This window comes from Billgrantia desiderata, assembly GCF_900108215.1.
Taxonomy (GTDB): Bacteria; Pseudomonadota; Gammaproteobacteria; order Pseudomonadales; family Halomonadaceae; genus Halomonas; species Halomonas desiderata.
On record NZ_FNVC01000017.1, the window covers coordinates 1 to 15,767 of the forward strand.

The window sequence follows — 15,767 nt, forward strand, 5'->3', positions numbered from 1 at the left end:
TTCAGAAACCCAGCTTCGAGAGAGGCTGGGTTTCGCCGTTTGGGGGTCCCAAAACGTCCCCCTGATCGCCAGCGGGACGACCCGATGGTGTGCTTGCCAACCCGGGGACGGCCTCGGACCCTCAAGAAGGAAATCTCAATGGCCTGGTTGTTGTTGGTCGTGGCCGGTCTTCTCGAAGTGGCGTGGGCGTTGGGCCTGAAAGCGTCACACGGCTTTACCCGGCCGCTCCCCAGTGTACTGACCGTCATCGCCATGGTGGCCAGCTTCTACCTGCTGGCACAGGCAATGAAGGTGCTGCCCGTGGGTACCGCCTACGCCATCTGGGTAGGCATTGGTGCGGTGGGTACGGTCTTGCTGGGCATTCTGCTCTATGGCGACAGCGCTTCGCCGCTGCGGCTGCTCAGCCTGGTGTTGATCCTGGCCGGCCTGGTGGGTTTGAAGCTGGCTGCTTAACAATTGATAGGCAAGAAAGTACCCGTATGAAGCAAAGCCCTGGCCGTGAAGGCCAGGGCTTTGTCGTGTTCGGCCGTCGGGAGTCCGACGACCCGGACGGGGCGGCTTATACGACGCCTTGATCGATCATGGCATCGGCCACCTTGCGGAAGCCGGCGATGTTGGCGCCCAGCACCAGGTTGGTGGGCTCGCCGAACTCCTCGGCGGTGCCCGCACACTGCCTATGAATCCCTGCCATGATCGCCTGCAGCTTGGTATCGACCTTCTTCAACGACCACTGCTGCATACTGCTGTTCTGCGCCATCTCGAGCTGGCTGGTGGCCACGCCGCCGGCGTTGGCTGCCTTGCCGGGCCCATAGGCGATCCTGGCTTCGAGGAAGCGGTCCACCGCAGTGGCGGTGGAGGCCATGTTGGAGCCTTCGCTGATGCAGTGGACGCCGTTGCCGAGCAGCGCCATGGCGTCGGCCTCGGTCACTTCGTTCTGAGTGGCGCTGGGGAAGGCAACCTCGCCCTTGATGCGCCATACGGCATGGCCGTCGCTCGGGTAGTCCTGAGCATCGATATACGTCGCCTCGGGATGGTACTCCACATACTCGCGCAATGTGGTCCGCTTGACCTCCTTGAGCAGCTTCAGCGTCTCGAGGTCGATGCCTTCCGGGTGGTGAATCGTGCCGCGGGAGTCCGAGCAAGTAATGGGGCGGGCGCCGAGTTGGTAGAGCTTCTCGATGGTGTAGATGGCCACGTTGCCGGCGCCGGATACCAGGCAGGTCTTGCCGGTGATGCTGTCGCCGCGCGCCTCGAGCATGTTCTGCGCAAAGTAGACTGCACCGTAACCGGTGGCTTCCTTGCGGCCGAGCGAACCGCCCCAGTTCAGCCCTTTGCCGGTGAAGACGCCCTCATAGCTGCCGGTGAGACGCTTGTACTGGCCATACATGTAGCCGATCTCTCGGGCACCTACGCCGATGTCGCCGGCCGGTACATCGATGGTCGCGCCGATATGGCGATACAGCTCGTTCATGAACGACTGGCAGAAACGCATGATTTCGCCGTCGGACTTGCCCTTGGGGTCGAAGTTGGAGCCGCCCTTGCCGCCGCCGATGGGCAGCCCGGTCAGAGCATTCTTGAAGATCTGCTCGAAGCCCAGGAACTTGATGATGCTGGCGTTGACGCTGGGGTGGAAGCGCAGGCCGCCCTTGTAGGGACCCAGGGCCGAATTGAACTGGACGCGATAGCCTTTGTTGACCTGTACCTTGCCGGCATCGTCGACCCAACTGACACGGAACATGATCTGACGCTCAGGCTCGACGATGCGCTCGATGATGCTGTGCTGGTGGTAGCGCGGCACCGTTTCGAGCAGCGGGCGCAGGCACTCGAGGACCTCCTCGGCCGCCTGATAGAACTCGCTCTGGGCAGGGCTGCTCTTTCTCAGCCCTTCGAGGGTGTCGTGCACGTAAGTCATGGCTGTGTCCTGATGGTAAATAGGTGCGCTCACTATAATTCAATGCACCAATATGCAGCAATTGCATAGGCTATGTCGGAATTAGACATTGATATGAGTCGAAATCGCTTTCAAATTGCCGTTTTTTGCGCACCAATATCGAGCATTAGGTAATTTTAAAGGACGATTTTTTAACGATATCGAGATGGCCGACAGCGAAGGCCAGGGCTGGTACCATGCGTCACCAACGAATCCGTGAGAGAAACGCCGATGTCCAGCCTGGCAGAACGCATGGTGCCCGATCAGCTGCTCTTCTACTGTCGTCCTGGTTTCGAAGCCGATGTGGCGGCCGAAGTGGCGGCAAACGTCGAGCGACTCGGCTGGCAGGGCAGGGCCGAGTTCATCGATCAGTCCGGGTTCGTGAACTTGGTCGTCGACGATGAGCGGCCGGCCAATGAGCTGCATCGTCAGCTGGCGTTCGAGCGGCTCATCTTCGCGCGTCAGAGCCTGGTGGCGCTGCCGTCACTGCAGCTGGAGCGTGACGACAGGCTGTCTCCCATCCTCAAGCAGGTGGTGGAGAGCGGCTGGAGTTTCGATTCGATCTGGCATGAGACGCCCGATACCAACGAGGGCAAGGCGTTGGCGGGGTTGATCAAGGCGTTGACGCGCCCGCTCGAGTCGGCACTGCGCAAGCGGGGGGCGCTCCGGCGCAAGGGCGGCGGGCGTCGTTTGCATCTGTTCTGGATGGATGGCGATCTCGTGCAGTTGGGCATGAGCTTTCCGGGTAACCGCAGCGAACTGCCCGGCGGTATTCGCCGGTTGCGCTTCCCCGCGGCGGCGCCCAGCCGCTCGACGCTGAAGCTCGAGGAGGCCTGGCACGAGTTCATTCCGCGCGAAGAGTGGGACGTGCGCCTTTCCGAGGGAATGCAGGCGGCGGATCTGGGGGCGGCACCCGGCGGGTGGACCTGGCAACTGGTCGCTCGGGGCATGCATGTCTATGCCATCGACAATGGCCCCATGAAAGGCGACCTGATGGCCACGGGCATGGTCGAGCATCTGCGCGAAGACGGTTTCGTCTGGGAGCCGCCCTATCGGTTGGACTGGCTGGTTTGCGACATCGTCGACAAGCCCGCCCGGGTCACTGCCATGGTTCAACGTTGGCTGATTCGGCGCTGGTGCCGGGAGGCGATCTTCAATCTCAAGCTACCGATGAAGCGACGCTGGGAGGAGGTGCAGCGCTGCCTGGCGCTGTTGGAAGAGGGGCTGGAGGATGCCGGCGTTCGCGCTACGCTGCGCTGCCGGCATCTCTATCATGATCGTGAAGAGGTCACGGTGCATGTCAGGCTGCTGGACTGATACCGGGCCCGCTGCGGCGGCCAGGTACTGAGGTCAGGTACAGAGGTCAGTAGGACGGCTCGTAGACGCGGATGGTTTCGTCCTCGGTGAGCAGCGGCAGGATGCGCTGCATCACCCTGGCGCGTTCCTCGCTGGTGTACCATTCGTTCCAGGCGTTCAGATCCCGCCACTTGACGATCATCAGGCGTCGGTCGCTGCGGCCGCGTTCGACCAGGGTTTCGCCGCCGACGAACCCTCTGGCACCGAGTGAGAAACGCATCGCCTCACGGGCGGCTTCCTCGTATTCCTCTTCCAGGCCAGGCATGATGCGACGTTCGATTATGATCTTTATCATCTAGCAGTTCCCAACGAGGTCGATCGATGACGAATACCGCCGACTCGCAGCCCGTCCACCAGGTCGAGCTGGACACGACCGGTCTTTACTGCCCGGAGCCCATCATGCTCATGCACAACAAGGTGCGTGACATGCGTCCCGGCGAAATACTCAAGGTGGTGGCGACGGATCCCGCCACCACCCGTGACATCCCCAAGTTCTGCAGCTTCCTGGGCCACGAGCTGGTGGCGCAGGAGGAGTCGGACGGCCACTATCTCTACTTTATCCGCTTGGGCTGATGTACTGCCAGCCCCTGCTGCGTGCCAAGGCTCTGTTTGAAAAGTCGGCGAGCGCAGCCAGTTTTCGGGCAGAGCCTAGCCGTCGGCCCTCACGGCGGTATTGGGCATGACCATCAACGCCAGAGCTTCCAGGGTGCCAGGGTCCTGCTCACGGATTCGATTGGCGATGCTGCGCTGGAAGAAGTAGACCATCCTGTGACGGCTTCGGCCCGGATAGAGGCAGGCGTCGCCGGGCAGGATCGGCGTCGATTCGATGAGCGACTCATCGGCCAGCAGGGCTTCCACGTTACCGTCGCTGTAGAGACGCCAGCCGAACACTTGCTTGAGCTGCCAGGGACGGTCGTCGTCATCGATGCACAGAGCATGGGTGCCCTGAGTGTCGGGAATCTGCTGGATGAGGGTAATGTCGCGCGTCTCTTCGTAGTCGAAGTAGGCGGCGGCATGTTCCAGCTCACAGGCCTTGTGGGGTGGGGGGTATTCGAGCAGCTCTTCGGTTTCGGGGTCGCGATAGCCGACGAAACGGCCATGCTCGGCATCGTCGAGCTGATGGCAGGAGGTCAACGTCTCCATCCAGGGCACCAGGCCCACGACATCGCCATCTTCACGCAGGCCCCAGGCCAGAATGGGCATGCCGTAGAGGGAGTCCGGGTCCGAGGCCAGGCTGTAGACCATTTCAAGGCCGTCGAGCTCGGGGGAGAGGCGCACCAAGCGCCGCTTGGCCTGGAGCTTCTGGCGCATCGTTTCCAGGTCGATGACCCGGGCAGGTCGGGGTGACAGTGTCATACCCATGTTCCTCCCTCCAGATTCTGCATGGGCCGAGCGGCAAGGTCACGGCTGCGGCAAGGCTGACGGGATCGACTCCTACCTTCTCGCAATCACCAATATCACAGAGTTGGCATCCAAGTTAAGCCTGTCGGCACCTTTTTCGTGCAGTGCCGGGTTTCACGTGCAGCGTCTGACCAGGGCTTGCCAATGCTGCCGATGCTCGCTGCGAGCCTGGCGCAGGGCGGGCAGAGGGGCCTCGGGGTTTTCCAGCGACAGCCAGGCATGGCGATAGTCATCAATCGCCTCGGGCGGAGGCACATGGCTTGCGAGGAGGGAGTCGATCGCTTCGAGCCAACGTGTCGCCAGGCTCTCCAACCGGTCCAGCCAGGCGAATGCCGCCATGTCGGCCATCTCTTCGCTCAGCTCACCGGCGGGTGAGGCAAGCGCGGTACAGCCGCGCTGCGACTCGAGGTTGGCGGCGAGCAGTGCGTTTGCCTCGTTCAGGCGCCTTTCGGCGAGCATCAGGGCGCGCAGCAGCTCGGCGGTCAGGGGGCGGCTGCGCAGCGAATTGAGATGATTCTCCAGCGTGCTCGACTGGTGCTGCCATGCGGGATTGAACTGGTTGACGGTGGCTTGATGCAGCCACGCGAGGGCCTCGAACTGTGCCTCGATGCCGCGCGTATCGTCCGGTGCCAGGGGGGAGCTGGCGCGCGAGAAGCTGCGCACCCACTCGTCGGAGTCGAACAGGCTGTTCCAGCTCACCTTCGGCAGTTGCTCGGTCTTGATCAGCGTGAGTCGTTCGAGGCGCTCGCGGTTGGCGTCCGACAAGCTATCGGGCACGTCGCTGTGCCAGCAGGCGTGCAGGCGGCGCCACAGTTCCAGTTCGTATATCCATTGCTGACTGGGTGGCGCCACGCGCCCGAGCTGGTTGTTGCGGGCGGCGACCAGCTGGGTGATGTGGCAATCGCGCAAGGCGTAGACGTTGAGTATGCCCTCGCGGGTTTCGGCAACCTCGAAGAGGCGCTCATCGCGTTCGGGAAAGGCGCCGATGTTGGGTGGCGCCGTCCTCTCCGGCGCCGGTTGTCCCAGGGCTTCGGCGAGCGCCCTTTGGTACTCGATGAGCTTGGCATCGCCCTGTTCGCCGTTGCCGCAGCCTGTCACCAGCAATGCCATCATGCCTGCCGTCAGCAGGCGTTTCGCTTCACTCCAGCGGTATCTCCTGCTTGCCATGCGCGACTCCCTTGGCTCTGCGCCGCAGCCGCTCGCCGAGCAGCAGCGCCGCCACGGTGAGCCCAGCGATCAGGCCGATCCAGTAGCCATGCACTCCCAGCGGTTCGCTCCAGCCGGGCAGGCCGCGGGTACCCAGCCAGTGGCCGCCAGCCAGCCCTACCGCCCAGTAGGCGAACAGGGTGATGACCATGATGATCCGGGTGTCCTTGTAGCCTCTGAGCGCACCGGCCAGATTGACCTGCAGTGAGTCGGACACCTGATACAGCATGGCCAGCAGGACCAGCGACAGGGCCAGGCGTTGCACGGCCGTATCGTGAGTGTAGAGGGCCATGACCGGCTCTGCCGTGAACCACAGCAAGGTGCTGTTGAGCAATGCGATCAGCACCGAGACCAGTATGCCGTTCCAGGCCACCATGCGTGCCCGTTCGGCCTTGCCCTGGCCCAGGGTGTTGCCGACCCTGACGGTCAGTGCCATGCCCAGGGCCAGCGGCAGCATGAATAGAATCGAGGTGTAGTTCAGCGCGACCTGGTGCGCCGCCACCGTCACTTCACCCAGACTGGCGATGAACAGCGAGATCAGCGTGAACAGCGTCACCTCGACGAAGATCGCCACGCCGATGGGCACGCCCACGTAGAGCAGCTCGCCGATCAGACGCCAGCGCGGCGGGGTGGGTGAGTGCCACAGCGAGACGTTGCCGTAGGCCCGCGAGCGCCGCGTGTAGGCGATCATGGTCAGGCACATGACCCACATGGAGAGTGCGGTGGCGATGCCGCAGCCCAGTGCGCCCAGCGCCGGCAGGCCTTGTATCCAGCCGGGCAGCCAGCCGCCGAAAAGCGCCGTGAGTCCGTCGCCGCCGTATATCAACACGTAGTTGCTGGGAATGTTCACCCCGAGCCCTACCAGGCTGATCCACAGCGAGGGGCGGGTGTGGTTCATGCCGTCGGAGAAGGCGCGCAGCGCCTGGAACAGTGCGATGCCCGGCATGCCGAAGGCCACGGCCGAGAGATAGGCCGCCGAGCGGCGTGCCACCTCGGGGGGAACGTCCATCACACGGAAGATCGGCATTACCGTGAACCACAGCAGCAGTGCCGCCACCACGCCCAGGGCGAGGGCCACCCACAGCGCCTGGTGCACGCTGGGGCGGATGCGCTCCGTGGTGCCGGCGCCGAGCAGATGAGCGACGATGGGCGTGAGCCCCATCAAGGTGCCGGTCATGAACAGCATCAGCGGCAGCCACAGGCTTGAGCCCACCGAGACCGCGGCCAGGTCGGTGGCGCTGAGTCGCCCCGTCATCATCACGTCGGCCACACTCATGCCGGCCTGGGCCAGCTGGGCGCCGCAAATGGGCAGGGCGAGACGAATCAGCGGCCGCGTTTCCGTGCGGCTGACGCTCAGCAGGTCGGAGAAGAACGTTGCCAAGGCAGAAGGCTCCATGCGTGTCGAAAGCCTGACCAATGCGTCAGGAGAACCGAATATGTTAGCAATATCCGGTGAATTTCGCTGCGTGCTCGACTCGCCTATACTGTCCCGCCGTTCAGCCACACAGGACGCCAGCGTGACGCATCGCCTCGAGGACGTGATCGCCCTGTTCGACGGGCTCTTCGTGCCGCGCTTCAACACCCGGCTGGTGCGCGGCGGCAACGAGCCGCTCTATCTGCCTGCCGATACGGCCTGTCCCCACCACCGTGTCATCTTCGCCCGTGGCTTCTACGCCAGCGCTCTGCACGAGATCAGCCATTGGTGCATCGCCGGCGAGCGGCGTCGCCAGCTCGAGGACTACGGCTACTGGTATCTGCCCGATGGGCGCGATGCCGAGCAGCAGCGCCGCTTCGAGGCGGCGGAAGTGGCGCCTCAGGCGCTGGAGATGCTTTTTTCACACGCCTGCGGGCTGCGCTTTCACGTCAGCGTCGACAACCTGGGCGGAGACGTGGAGGTCGACCGCGAAGCCTTCGCGGCCCGTGTCACGGCCCGTGCGGCGCGCTACGAGCGAGAAGGGCTCCCCGCCCGGGCGGCGGCCTTTCATGCCGCGCTGCAGGGCTTCTACCGGCAGGGGCTCTCCATCGAGCGTGCCGTGGCCAGCGGTCTCGATCGCTTGGCTCAGGCAGAGCCGGCCGACTCCCATGCCTGCCTGCCGAGCTGAAGCAGCGGCTCGAGGGCGGGCATGGCCTGGCGCGACGGGTAGGCCACGCCGACGGTCTGGCGAATGGCAAGGCCACTGAGCGGCCGGCACTGCACGTCCGGACGATCGAGGATCTCCGGCCAGGCCGGCACCAGCGAAGCACCGACGCCGGCCGCCACCAGCCCCAGGGTGTATTCGATGGTGCGCAGGCGAGCGCGGACCTGACAGCGTACGCCGGCATCGCTCAACGCCGATGCCAGCTGCTCCATGGCGGCGCAGGGGTGGCGCCAGATGAACGGCAGGCCGTCGAGCTCGCTCAAGGTCACCGTCGCTTTCAGCCCCAATGGGTGGCCGCCGGGTAGCGCCAACAGGTAGCTGTCGTGCCAGATGGGCTGAAACGCCTCGCCGGCTGCCAGGTCCTGTTCGCCGATGATGCGGGCGTCGCAGCGCTCCTCGGGGTTGACCAGGGTCAGGGCCAGGTTGTCGCCCTGACCGATGTACTCCTTGAGCAGTGCCGTCATGCGGCTGGCGCCGAGCGAGCGCATCAGGCCCAGGCGCACCGGCGTCGATGGCGCCGGCGTGCGAAACAACCGGCCGATGGCATTGAGGTCTTCACTGACCTGACGTGCCAGGGGGTAGAGCCGGTGGCCCTCTTCGGTCGGCGTGATGCCGCGCCGATGGCGTTCGAACAGCGGCGTACCCAGGCGCTCCTCCAACTGAGCCAGCGCCGTCGAGATCGAGGGCTGCGCCACGTGACAGCGTCGGGCGGCGGCACTGATCGAGCCGCCCTCATAGGCGGCGATGAAGTAGCGCAGGCTGCGAATATCCATAGGCATGACCTATATCTGGGGCAGAAGATCGATATTATCGCTTTGCCTCCCGGGCGCGCTAGGCTAGAGGCATCTACTTCTGCCTGCGGAGTCAGCATGGCGTTCGAACCCCTACCTCAAGAGCAGCGTTTCTACACCGCCCTGCGCAGCGGCGACTGGCCAACCCCCGAGCGCGACTGGTCGTTCGATGAGGTCGGGCTCTCTGCCGCGGGTCTCGCCGAGCTGTTCGAAACCCAACTGATGAGCCGCCACCTGGACCTGCACGCCCGGCGCCTGCAGGCTCGCGGCGAGGCCTTCTACACCATCGGCAGCGCCGGTCATGAGGGCAATGCCGCCATCGCCCGCGCCTTTCGTGCCACCGATCCTGCCTTTCTGCACTATCGCGATGCGGCCTTTCTGATCCAGCGCAGTCGCGGTGTGCCGGGGCAGACCCCGCTGTGGGATCTGCTGCTGAGCTTCGCCGCCTCGGCGGAGGAGCCGGTCTCGGGCGGGCGGCACAAGGTGCTGGGCTCGAAGTCGCTGCACGTGCCACCGCAGACCAGCACCATCGCCTCGCACCTGCCCAAGGCCGTGGGAGCCGCCTACAGCTTCGGCCTGTGGCGGCGGTTGGGCGGCGGCGGCGAGTGGCCCGCCGACGGCGTGGCGATCTGCAGCTTCGGTGACGCCTCGTTCAACCACTCCACTGCCCAAGGCGCGCTCAACGCCGCCGGCTGGGCGGCCTATCAAGGGGCGCCGCTGCCGCTGGTGATGGTGTGCGAGGACAACGGCATCGGCATCTCCACGCCCACGCCAAACGGCTGGATCGAAGCCAGCATGCGTTCGCGCCCCGGCTTTCACTACCTGGCCTGCGACGGCCTCGACCTGCTCGACACCTGGCGGGCGGCCAGGGAGGCCGAACGCATCGCCCGGCGGCGCAGGCAGCCGGTGTTCCTGCACATGCGCTGTGTGCGGCTCTACGGCCATGCCGGCTCCGATGCGCAGCAGGCCTATCTCTCTCCCGCGCGGATCAAGGCCGACGAGACCCGCGACCCGCTGCTGGTCACGGCCGGGCTGCTCGAGCGTCACGGCGTCCTCGGGCGCGATGCCATCGAGGCGCTCTACCGCTCGGTGGCCGAGCGGGTCGCGCATGTCGCCGAGGAGGCGATCCGTCGGCCCAAACTGGAGACGGCCGCTCAGGTCATGGCCAGCATCGTGCCGCCGCCACGAGCCAGTCGTGAACGGCCGTGGCAGGGTGAGGTGGAGCCCACGCCGGCGCCCATGGCCAAGCTGCTGAATCAATCGCTCGCCCGTCTGATGGAGCGCTATCCCCATCTGGTGATGGCGGGCGAGGACATCGGTCGCAAGGGCGGCGTCTACGGCGTCACCCAGCGCCTGCAGGCCCAGTTCGGGCCGCACCGGGTGATCGACACCCTGCTCGACGAGCAGAGCATCCTCGGGCTCGGCATCGGGCTGGGGCAGAACGGCCTGGTGCCGATTCTCGAGATCCAGTTCCTGGCCTACCTGCACAACGCCGAGGATCAGCTGCGCGGCGAGGCGGCCACGCTCAGTTTCTTCTCCAATGGCCAGTACACCAACCCCATGGTGGTGCGCATCGCCGGGCTCGGTTACCAGAAGGGCTTCGGCGGCCACTTCCACAACGACAATGCCATTGCCGTGCTGCGCGACATCCCCGGCCTGCTGGTGGCCTGTCCGTCGAACGCCGCCGATGCCGTGGGTCTGTTGCAGGAGGCGGTGCGCCTGGCCGACGAGGAGCAGCGGGTGGTGGTGGTGATCGAACCCATCGCGCTCTACCACACCCGCGATCTGCATGAAGAGGGCGATCAGCAGTGGTGCTTCGCCGACCCGGGGCCCGAGCATCGCCTGGCGCAGGGGGCACTCGGCCAATGGGGCGAGGGGCGCGAGCTTGCCATCGTCACCTACGGCAACGGGGTCTACCTCTCGCGACAGGCGGCGGCAAGGTTGGAGGCTCAGGGCGTGCACCTGCGCATCGTCGACCTGCGCTGGCTGACCGCCATCGACCATGATGCCGTGCACCGTCGCGTCGCCGAATGCGGCCAGGTGCTGATCGTCGACGAATGCCGGCGCAGCGGCTCGCTCAGCGAGGAGCTGATCACCGCGCTGGTGGAGCGCGGCATGCCGAGCGACAGGCTGCACCGGCTGACCGCCGAAGACAGCTTCATCCCGCTGGGGCGGGCGGCCACGGTCACGCTGCCTTCGGTGGCGGCGATCGTCGAGCAAGGGCTGCGCCTGGCTGCACCCAGCGCGAAGGATGAAGCAACGACCGAGACGCCGCGCCAGGCGACGGCAGGGAGCGACAACCCATGAGCCAACGGCACGCTAACGAGCCCCGGAGCGCTGGCCGCGAACGGCTGCTGATCGTGTGCCCCGGTCGCGGCACCTACAACGCCGCCGAGTGGGGCACCCTGAACCGGTTGGCGGGCGGCAGCGAGTGGCTGGCACGCTTCGATGCCAGGCGCCGCGAGGCCGGCATGCCGACGCTCACGGCGCTGGACGGTGAGATGCCCTTTCGCCAGAGCCTGCATGGGCGCGGTGAACACGCTGCCCCGCTGATCTATGCCTGCGCCTGGGCCGATCTGCTGGCCATCGACCGCGAACGCTACGAGGTGGTGGCGGTGACCGGCAACTCCATGGGCTGGTACATCGCCCTGGCGGCGGCAGGTGCGCTGGGGCCCGACGAGGCGCTGCACCTGATCGGCAGCATGGGGCTGCGCATGCAGGAGACCCTGGCCGGTGGGCAGGTCATCTACCCCTGGGTCGACGAGAACTGGCGCCCGGACTGGTCGCTGCGGCGTGAGCTGCTGGTGCTGCTCGAGCGCATCCACGGCCGGGACGAGGCGGAGCTCCATCTCTCCATCGACCTGGGCGGTATGCTGGTCTTCGGTGGCAACGAGGCGGGGCTGGCGCGGCTGACCGAGAGCCTGCCACCGCGCGAGCGCTTCCCGCTGCGGCTGCACCAGCACGCCGCCTTCCATACGCCGCTGCAGGAGGGGGTGAAGCGCGAGGCGCGCCGCGCGCTGGCGAACCTGCCGCTGCGCTCACCCGAGGTGCCGATGATCGATGGCCGCGGCCATGTCTGGACGCCCTGGAGCACCGACCCGCAGGCGCTATGGGATTACACCCTGGGCGAGCAACTGGTCGCGCCCTACGACTTCACGGCGGCGATCCGGGTCGGCGTGCGGGAATTCGCGCCGGATCGCATCGTGATCCCCGGCCCGGGAGCGACCCTGGGCGGGGTCACCGCCCAGGCGCTGATCCAGCTCGGCTGGCAGGGTTGGGCGGACAAGACCGCTTTTCAGCGAGGCCAGGCCGAGGAGCCCAGGCTGCTGTGCATGGGCCTGGCGGAGCAGCGCGAGTGGCTGCTGTCTCGACGGGCGTCACTCCCCGCCTAGGCGCTCGTGCAGCCGCAGCATCACTTCCACTTCGTGCTCGGGCCGCATCGGCTCGAGCCCCATCTCGCCGAACAGCTCGTTGCGGGCGCGGCTCCACTCGCCGGCCGAGAGGTCGGGGTAGAGGCTGTCGGCCGGGGCCAGCTCGACGAAGGGGTCGATGCCATAGGTGTCGAACAGCCGAGCCAGGGCGGCTTCGTCGCCGCTGACACCGGCGGTAAACAGGGTGGCGTTGAAGTGATCGCTCTCCAGCTCCCGGATCACATCGAGCGGACTCGCGCCGAAGCTGTGCAGCTCCTCCAGGCTGTAGCCGTTGAGCTCGTTGAACTCGTCGTCGAGCCAGTCGTCGTCGGGCTGGATCAGCGTGTGCTTGATCCTGCCGTCGGTCAGTACCCAGGCAATGGCCAGGGGCAGATCGCTGTCGGCGCCGGTTTCCACGGCGATGAATCCGGGTATGTCGGCCATGTTACGACTCCTGTGGGGGGCGGCCATTGTCCTGGGGTTCGCCGGTCAAGGGAAGGCGAAAGAAGCGTCTTGCCGTCGCGCTGGTTGCCCGACCCAGCTCGGCTTCGTCGTTGCCGCGCCAGTGAGCGATCTCGCGCACGATCCACGGCAGCAGGGCAGGCTCGTTGCGCCTGCCCTTGAGTTTGGCAGGTAAATCGCGCGGTAGCAGGTAGGGGCAGTCGGTTTCCACCATCAGGCGCTCGAGCGGGATCTCCTGGACCAGCTCGCGCAGGTGATGGCCGCGACGCTCGTCGCAGATCCAGCCGGTCAGGCCGATATGCAGATCCAGATCGAGATAGCCGTGCAGGGTGTCGCGATCGGCGGTGAAGCAGTGAACGACTGCATCGGCGATGTCGTCGCGCCAGGCCTTGAGCATCTCGCGCATGCGTCGGCCGGCGTCGCGCTCGTGGATGAACAGCGGCTTGCCGCTCTCCGCGGCCAGCCCCAACTGGGCCTCGAAGGCGCGTTCCTGCTCCAGCGGCGTGGAGAAATTGCGGTTGAAGTCGAGGCCGCACTCGCCCACGGCCACCACCTCGGGGCGTCGGTGCAGCTCGGCCATGCCTGCCGCCAGGTCGGTATTCCAGTGGCTGGCATCGTGGGGGTGCACGCCGGCGGTGGCATACACGCCCGGGAAGCGCTGGGCCAGCGCCACGGCCTGCTCGGCGTGAGCGAGATCGGTGCCGGTCACGATCAGCGTCGTGACGTTGGCGGCTCGCGAACGCTGCACGACCGCTTCGAGATCGCGGGCGAAGCTGTCATGGGTCAGGTTGGCGCCGATGTCCACCAACGGGGCGGGCGAACGAAAGCGCAGTGCCTCGGGCAGAAAATCGTCGAAGGCGGCGTCGGTATCAGCCAATGGGAAGCGCTCCTTTGCAGCTTTCGCGCATTGTAACCAAAGCCACGGCGAGCCAGCCATGCGTTACACTAGCCGCCTTGATGAACGATGAGGTGAGCGTGTGACCCTGCTACGTCTGGAAGGCCTGCAACTGGCCTATGGTACCCATGTGCTGCTCGACGGCGCCGACCTGGTGCTGGAGAAGGGCGAACGTCTGGCACTGGTCGGGCGCAACGGTACCGGCAAATCGACTCTGCTCAAGCTGGTGGCAGGGGAGATCCTGCCTGATGACGGCAGCATCTGGCGCGCGCCGGGGCTGAAGATCGGCGTGCTGGAGCAGGACCTGCCGTCCGCTTCGGGGGAAACGATCTTCGACGTGGTGGCCCAGGGCCTGCCCCAGGCCGGCGAGCTGCTGGCCGAGTACCACCACCTGGTGCAGGCGGCCGAGCCCGACATGAAGCGCATGGCGACCCTGCAGAGCCGTCTCGAGGCCATCGACGGCTGGTCCTTTCATCAGCGCATCGACGTGGTGCTGACCCGGCTCGGGCTGCCCGCCGACGACCTCATGAGCTCGCTCTCCGGTGGCTGGCGGCGGCGCGTGGCGCTGGCCCGGGCGCTAGTGGCCGAGCCCGACCTGCTGCTGCTCGACGAGCCCACCAACCACCTGGACCTCGACACCATCGCCTGGCTCGAGGAGCAACTGCTCGATTTCAACGGTGCGGTGCTGTTCATCACCCACGACCGGGCCTTCCTGTCGAAGCTGGCCACGACCATCCTCGAGCTCGATCGCGGGCGGCTGGGGCGCTACCCGGGCGATTACGCCAAGTACCAGCAGCAGAAGGCCCACGAGCTCGAGGTCGAGGCGCGGGAGAACGCCGAGTTCGACAAGAAGCTGGCCCAGGAGGAAGCCTGGATCCGCCAGGGCATCAAGGCGCGACGCACCCGCAACGAGGGCCGCGTGAGGGCGCTGGAGCAGCTGCGCCGCGAGCGCAGCCAGCGCCGCGAGGTGCAGGGCCGCGCCAGTTTCGGCATCGACAGCGGCGAGCGCAGCGGCAAGCGGGTGGTCGAACTCGTCGGCGTGACCCACCGATTCGGCGACGAGACGATCGTTCGCGACCTTTCGCTCGAGATCCAGCGCGGCGACCGCATCGGCCTGATCGGGCGCAACGGTGCCGGCAAGACCACCCTGCTCAAGATCCTGCTCGGCGAGCTAGAGCCCAGCGAGGGCACGGTAAGGCTGGGTACCAACATCAAGGTGGCCTACTTCGACCAGCTGCGCGCCGGCCTCGAACCGGAGAAGAGCGTCTACGATAACGTCGCCCAGGGCAGCGACAGGATCGCCGTGGGCGGCAAGGACAAGCACGTCATCAGCTACCTGCAGGACTTCCTGTTCACCCCGGAGCGGGCGCGCCAGCCGGTCAAGGCGCTCTCCGGCGGCGAGTCCAACCGGCTGCTGCTGGCCAAGCTGTTCACCCAGCCGGCCAACGTGCTGGTGCTCGACGAGCCGACCAACGATCTCGACGTCGAGACCCTGGAGCTGCTCGAGGAGCTGCTGCTCGACTTCGACGGCACGCTGCTGCTGGTCTCCCACGATCGCGCCTTCATGGACAACGTGGTGACCGGCGTGCTGGCCTTCGAGGGCGACGGCGTGGTGCGCGAGTACGTGGGCGGCTACAGCGACTGGGTGCGCCAGGGCGGAAAACTGCCGCCGGCACCGTGGGAGGGGGCGGCGCGTCAGCAGGTGGAGCCCACGGCCAAGGCGGTGGAGAAGGCGCCCGCCAGCCCGGCCCCCTCAGCGCCGCCGGCCAAGAAGCCCGTCAAGCTCTCCTACAAGCTGCAGCGCGAGCTCGATGCGCTGCCGGCCGAGATCGAGCGGCTCGAGGCCGAGGTGGCGGAGTACGAAGCCAGGGTGGGCGACCCGGCGTTCTATCAGCAGGAGGCGGGGACGGTGTCCGAGGTGCTGCAGGCCATGAGCGACAAGCAGGCCGAACTCGACGCTGCCATGGAGCGGTGGATGGAGCTTGAAGCCCTCGCCGCAGGGGAACAATAAAAAGAAACTCGACAGGAAGCGCTGTTTATCGTTACGAGCGAAGATAGGCTGGCTGCCGCCGGAGCGGAGCTACCGCAGTGTAGCCTGCTACATGAGGATAGCGACGGTCCGACGTATCGGCACCGCCGGCGGCCAGAATGGCTAGGTTCGTTCCCGACGAACCAACG

The 15,767-nt window shown here is 66.1% G+C and carries 15 protein-coding genes; 7 read left to right on the forward strand and 8 right to left on the reverse strand.

Features of this window, described 5'->3' with window-relative positions; all coding sequences use genetic code 11:
• Positions 1-138 precede the first annotated feature (138 nt).
• On the forward strand, positions 139-453 hold the full coding sequence (sugE, locus tag C4S71_RS14805; RefSeq protein ID WP_176342892.1) for a quaternary ammonium compound efflux SMR transporter SugE: 315 nt from the start codon (positions 139-141) through the stop codon (positions 451-453).
• Between the two features lie 106 nt (positions 454-559).
• On the opposite strand, the gene gdhA is transcribed toward sugE, so the two are convergent.
• A complete protein-coding gene (gene gdhA / locus C4S71_RS14810) occupies positions 560-1,912 on the reverse strand; it encodes an NADP-specific glutamate dehydrogenase (RefSeq protein ID WP_086510711.1) in 1,353 nt (450 codons plus the stop codon).
• Positions 1,913-2,161: 249 nt separating this feature from the next.
• Here gdhA and rlmM point away from each other — a divergent pair, with 249 nt between their 5' ends.
• Positions 2,162-3,247: a 23S rRNA (cytidine(2498)-2'-O)-methyltransferase RlmM gene (rlmM, locus tag C4S71_RS14815; protein ID WP_086510712.1), complete on the forward strand. Its 1,086-nt coding sequence runs from the start codon at positions 2,162-2,164 to the stop codon at positions 3,245-3,247.
• A gap of 46 nt (positions 3,248-3,293) precedes the next feature.
• Here rlmM and C4S71_RS14820 read toward each other — a convergent pair whose 3' ends face one another.
• Entirely contained in the window at positions 3,294-3,581 is a 288-nt protein-coding gene (locus C4S71_RS14820; protein WP_086510713.1) for an antibiotic biosynthesis monooxygenase family protein, read from the reverse strand.
• Between the two features lie 26 nt (positions 3,582-3,607).
• Between C4S71_RS14820 and tusA the strand changes: the two genes are divergently transcribed.
• A complete protein-coding gene (gene tusA / locus C4S71_RS14825; RefSeq protein WP_086510714.1) occupies positions 3,608-3,859 on the forward strand; it encodes a sulfurtransferase TusA in 252 nt (83 codons plus the stop codon).
• Between the two features lie 75 nt (positions 3,860-3,934).
• Here the strand turns inward: tusA and C4S71_RS14830 are convergent, their stop codons facing one another.
• The 3 genes from C4S71_RS14830 to C4S71_RS14840 form a co-directional block, all read right to left on the reverse strand.
• Positions 3,935-4,648, reverse strand: a complete 714-nt coding sequence (locus tag C4S71_RS14830) for a hypothetical protein (protein WP_086510715.1) — start codon at positions 4,646-4,648, stop codon at positions 3,935-3,937.
• Between the two features lie 153 nt (positions 4,649-4,801).
• On the reverse strand, positions 4,802-5,854 hold the full coding sequence (locus C4S71_RS14835; protein WP_234239849.1) for a DUF3080 family protein: 1,053 nt from the start codon (positions 5,852-5,854) through the stop codon (positions 4,802-4,804).
• Positions 5,826-7,274 (reverse strand): MATE family efflux transporter, encoded by a 1,449-nt coding sequence (locus C4S71_RS14840; protein ID WP_103969655.1) that lies wholly within the window; start codon positions 7,272-7,274, stop codon positions 5,826-5,828. Before C4S71_RS14840 ends, C4S71_RS14835 begins: the two co-directional genes overlap by 29 nt.
• Before the next feature lie 136 nt (positions 7,275-7,410).
• On the opposite strand from C4S71_RS14840, the gene C4S71_RS14845 reads away from it, so the two are divergent.
• Positions 7,411-7,995, forward strand: a complete 585-nt coding sequence (locus C4S71_RS14845; RefSeq protein ID WP_086510717.1) for an elongation factor P hydroxylase — start codon at positions 7,411-7,413, stop codon at positions 7,993-7,995.
• Here the strand turns inward: C4S71_RS14845 and C4S71_RS14850 are convergent.
• Positions 7,953-8,810: a LysR family transcriptional regulator gene (locus tag C4S71_RS14850; RefSeq protein WP_235014503.1), complete on the reverse strand. Its 858-nt coding sequence runs from the start codon at positions 8,808-8,810 to the stop codon at positions 7,953-7,955. The genes C4S71_RS14845 and C4S71_RS14850 overlap by 43 nt on opposite strands.
• Positions 8,811-8,900: 90 nt before the next feature.
• Here C4S71_RS14850 and C4S71_RS14855 point away from each other — a divergent pair, with 90 nt between their 5' ends.
• Together C4S71_RS14855 and C4S71_RS14860 are read left to right on the forward strand one after the other, a co-directional pair.
• Positions 8,901-11,129 carry a thiamine pyrophosphate-dependent enzyme gene (locus C4S71_RS14855; protein WP_103969657.1) on the forward strand — a complete coding sequence of 743 codons (2,229 nt, stop codon included), beginning with the start codon at positions 8,901-8,903 and terminating at the stop codon, positions 11,127-11,129.
• Complete coding sequence (locus C4S71_RS14860) at positions 11,126-12,214, forward strand: acyl carrier protein (RefSeq protein WP_103969658.1); 1,089 nt, start codon at positions 11,126-11,128, stop codon at positions 12,212-12,214. The genes C4S71_RS14855 and C4S71_RS14860 overlap by 4 nt, the downstream gene beginning before the upstream one ends.
• On the opposite strand, the gene C4S71_RS14865 is transcribed toward C4S71_RS14860, so the two are convergent.
• Positions 12,200-12,676 carry a hypothetical protein gene (locus C4S71_RS14865; protein ID WP_086510721.1) on the reverse strand — a complete coding sequence of 159 codons (477 nt, stop codon included), beginning with the start codon at positions 12,674-12,676 and terminating at the stop codon, positions 12,200-12,202. The genes C4S71_RS14860 and C4S71_RS14865 overlap by 15 nt on opposite strands.
• Position 12,677: 1 nt before the next feature.
• Positions 12,678-13,571: a TatD family hydrolase gene (locus C4S71_RS14870; protein WP_103969659.1), complete on the reverse strand. Its 894-nt coding sequence runs from the start codon at positions 13,569-13,571 to the stop codon at positions 12,678-12,680.
• 100 nt (positions 13,572-13,671) lie between these two features.
• On the opposite strand from C4S71_RS14870, the gene C4S71_RS14875 reads away from it, so the two are divergent.
• Positions 13,672-15,600 (forward strand): ATP-binding cassette domain-containing protein, encoded by a 1,929-nt coding sequence (locus C4S71_RS14875; protein ID WP_103969660.1) that lies wholly within the window; start codon positions 13,672-13,674, stop codon positions 15,598-15,600.
• Positions 15,601-15,767 lie beyond the last annotated feature (167 nt).

Bases quoted from the DNA above. Each gene is read 5' to 3' on its own strand.
- sugE (WP_176342892.1), top strand. From the start codon at position 139: ATGGCCTGGTTGTTGTTGGTCGTGGCCGGTCTTCTCGAAGTGGCGTGG.
- gdhA (WP_086510711.1), bottom strand. From the start codon at position 1,912: ATGACTTACGTGCACGACACCCTCGAAGGGCTGAGAAAGAGCAGCCCT.
- rlmM (WP_086510712.1), top strand. From the start codon at position 2,162: ATGTCCAGCCTGGCAGAACGCATGGTGCCCGATCAGCTGCTCTTCTAC.
- C4S71_RS14820 (WP_086510713.1), bottom strand. From the start codon at position 3,581: ATGATAAAGATCATAATCGAACGTCGCATCATGCCTGGCCTGGAAGAG.
- tusA (WP_086510714.1), top strand. From the start codon at position 3,608: ATGACGAATACCGCCGACTCGCAGCCCGTCCACCAGGTCGAGCTGGAC.
- C4S71_RS14830 (WP_086510715.1), bottom strand. From the start codon at position 4,648: ATGGGTATGACACTGTCACCCCGACCTGCCCGGGTCATCGACCTGGAA.
- C4S71_RS14835 (WP_234239849.1), bottom strand. From the start codon at position 5,854: ATGGCAAGCAGGAGATACCGCTGGAGTGAAGCGAAACGCCTGCTGACG.
- C4S71_RS14850 (WP_235014503.1), bottom strand. From the start codon at position 8,810: ATGCCTATGGATATTCGCAGCCTGCGCTACTTCATCGCCGCCTATGAG.
- C4S71_RS14855 (WP_103969657.1), top strand. From the start codon at position 8,901: ATGGCGTTCGAACCCCTACCTCAAGAGCAGCGTTTCTACACCGCCCTG.
- C4S71_RS14860 (WP_103969658.1), top strand. From the start codon at position 11,126: ATGAGCCAACGGCACGCTAACGAGCCCCGGAGCGCTGGCCGCGAACGG.
- C4S71_RS14865 (WP_086510721.1), bottom strand. From the start codon at position 12,676: ATGGCCGACATACCCGGATTCATCGCCGTGGAAACCGGCGCCGACAGC.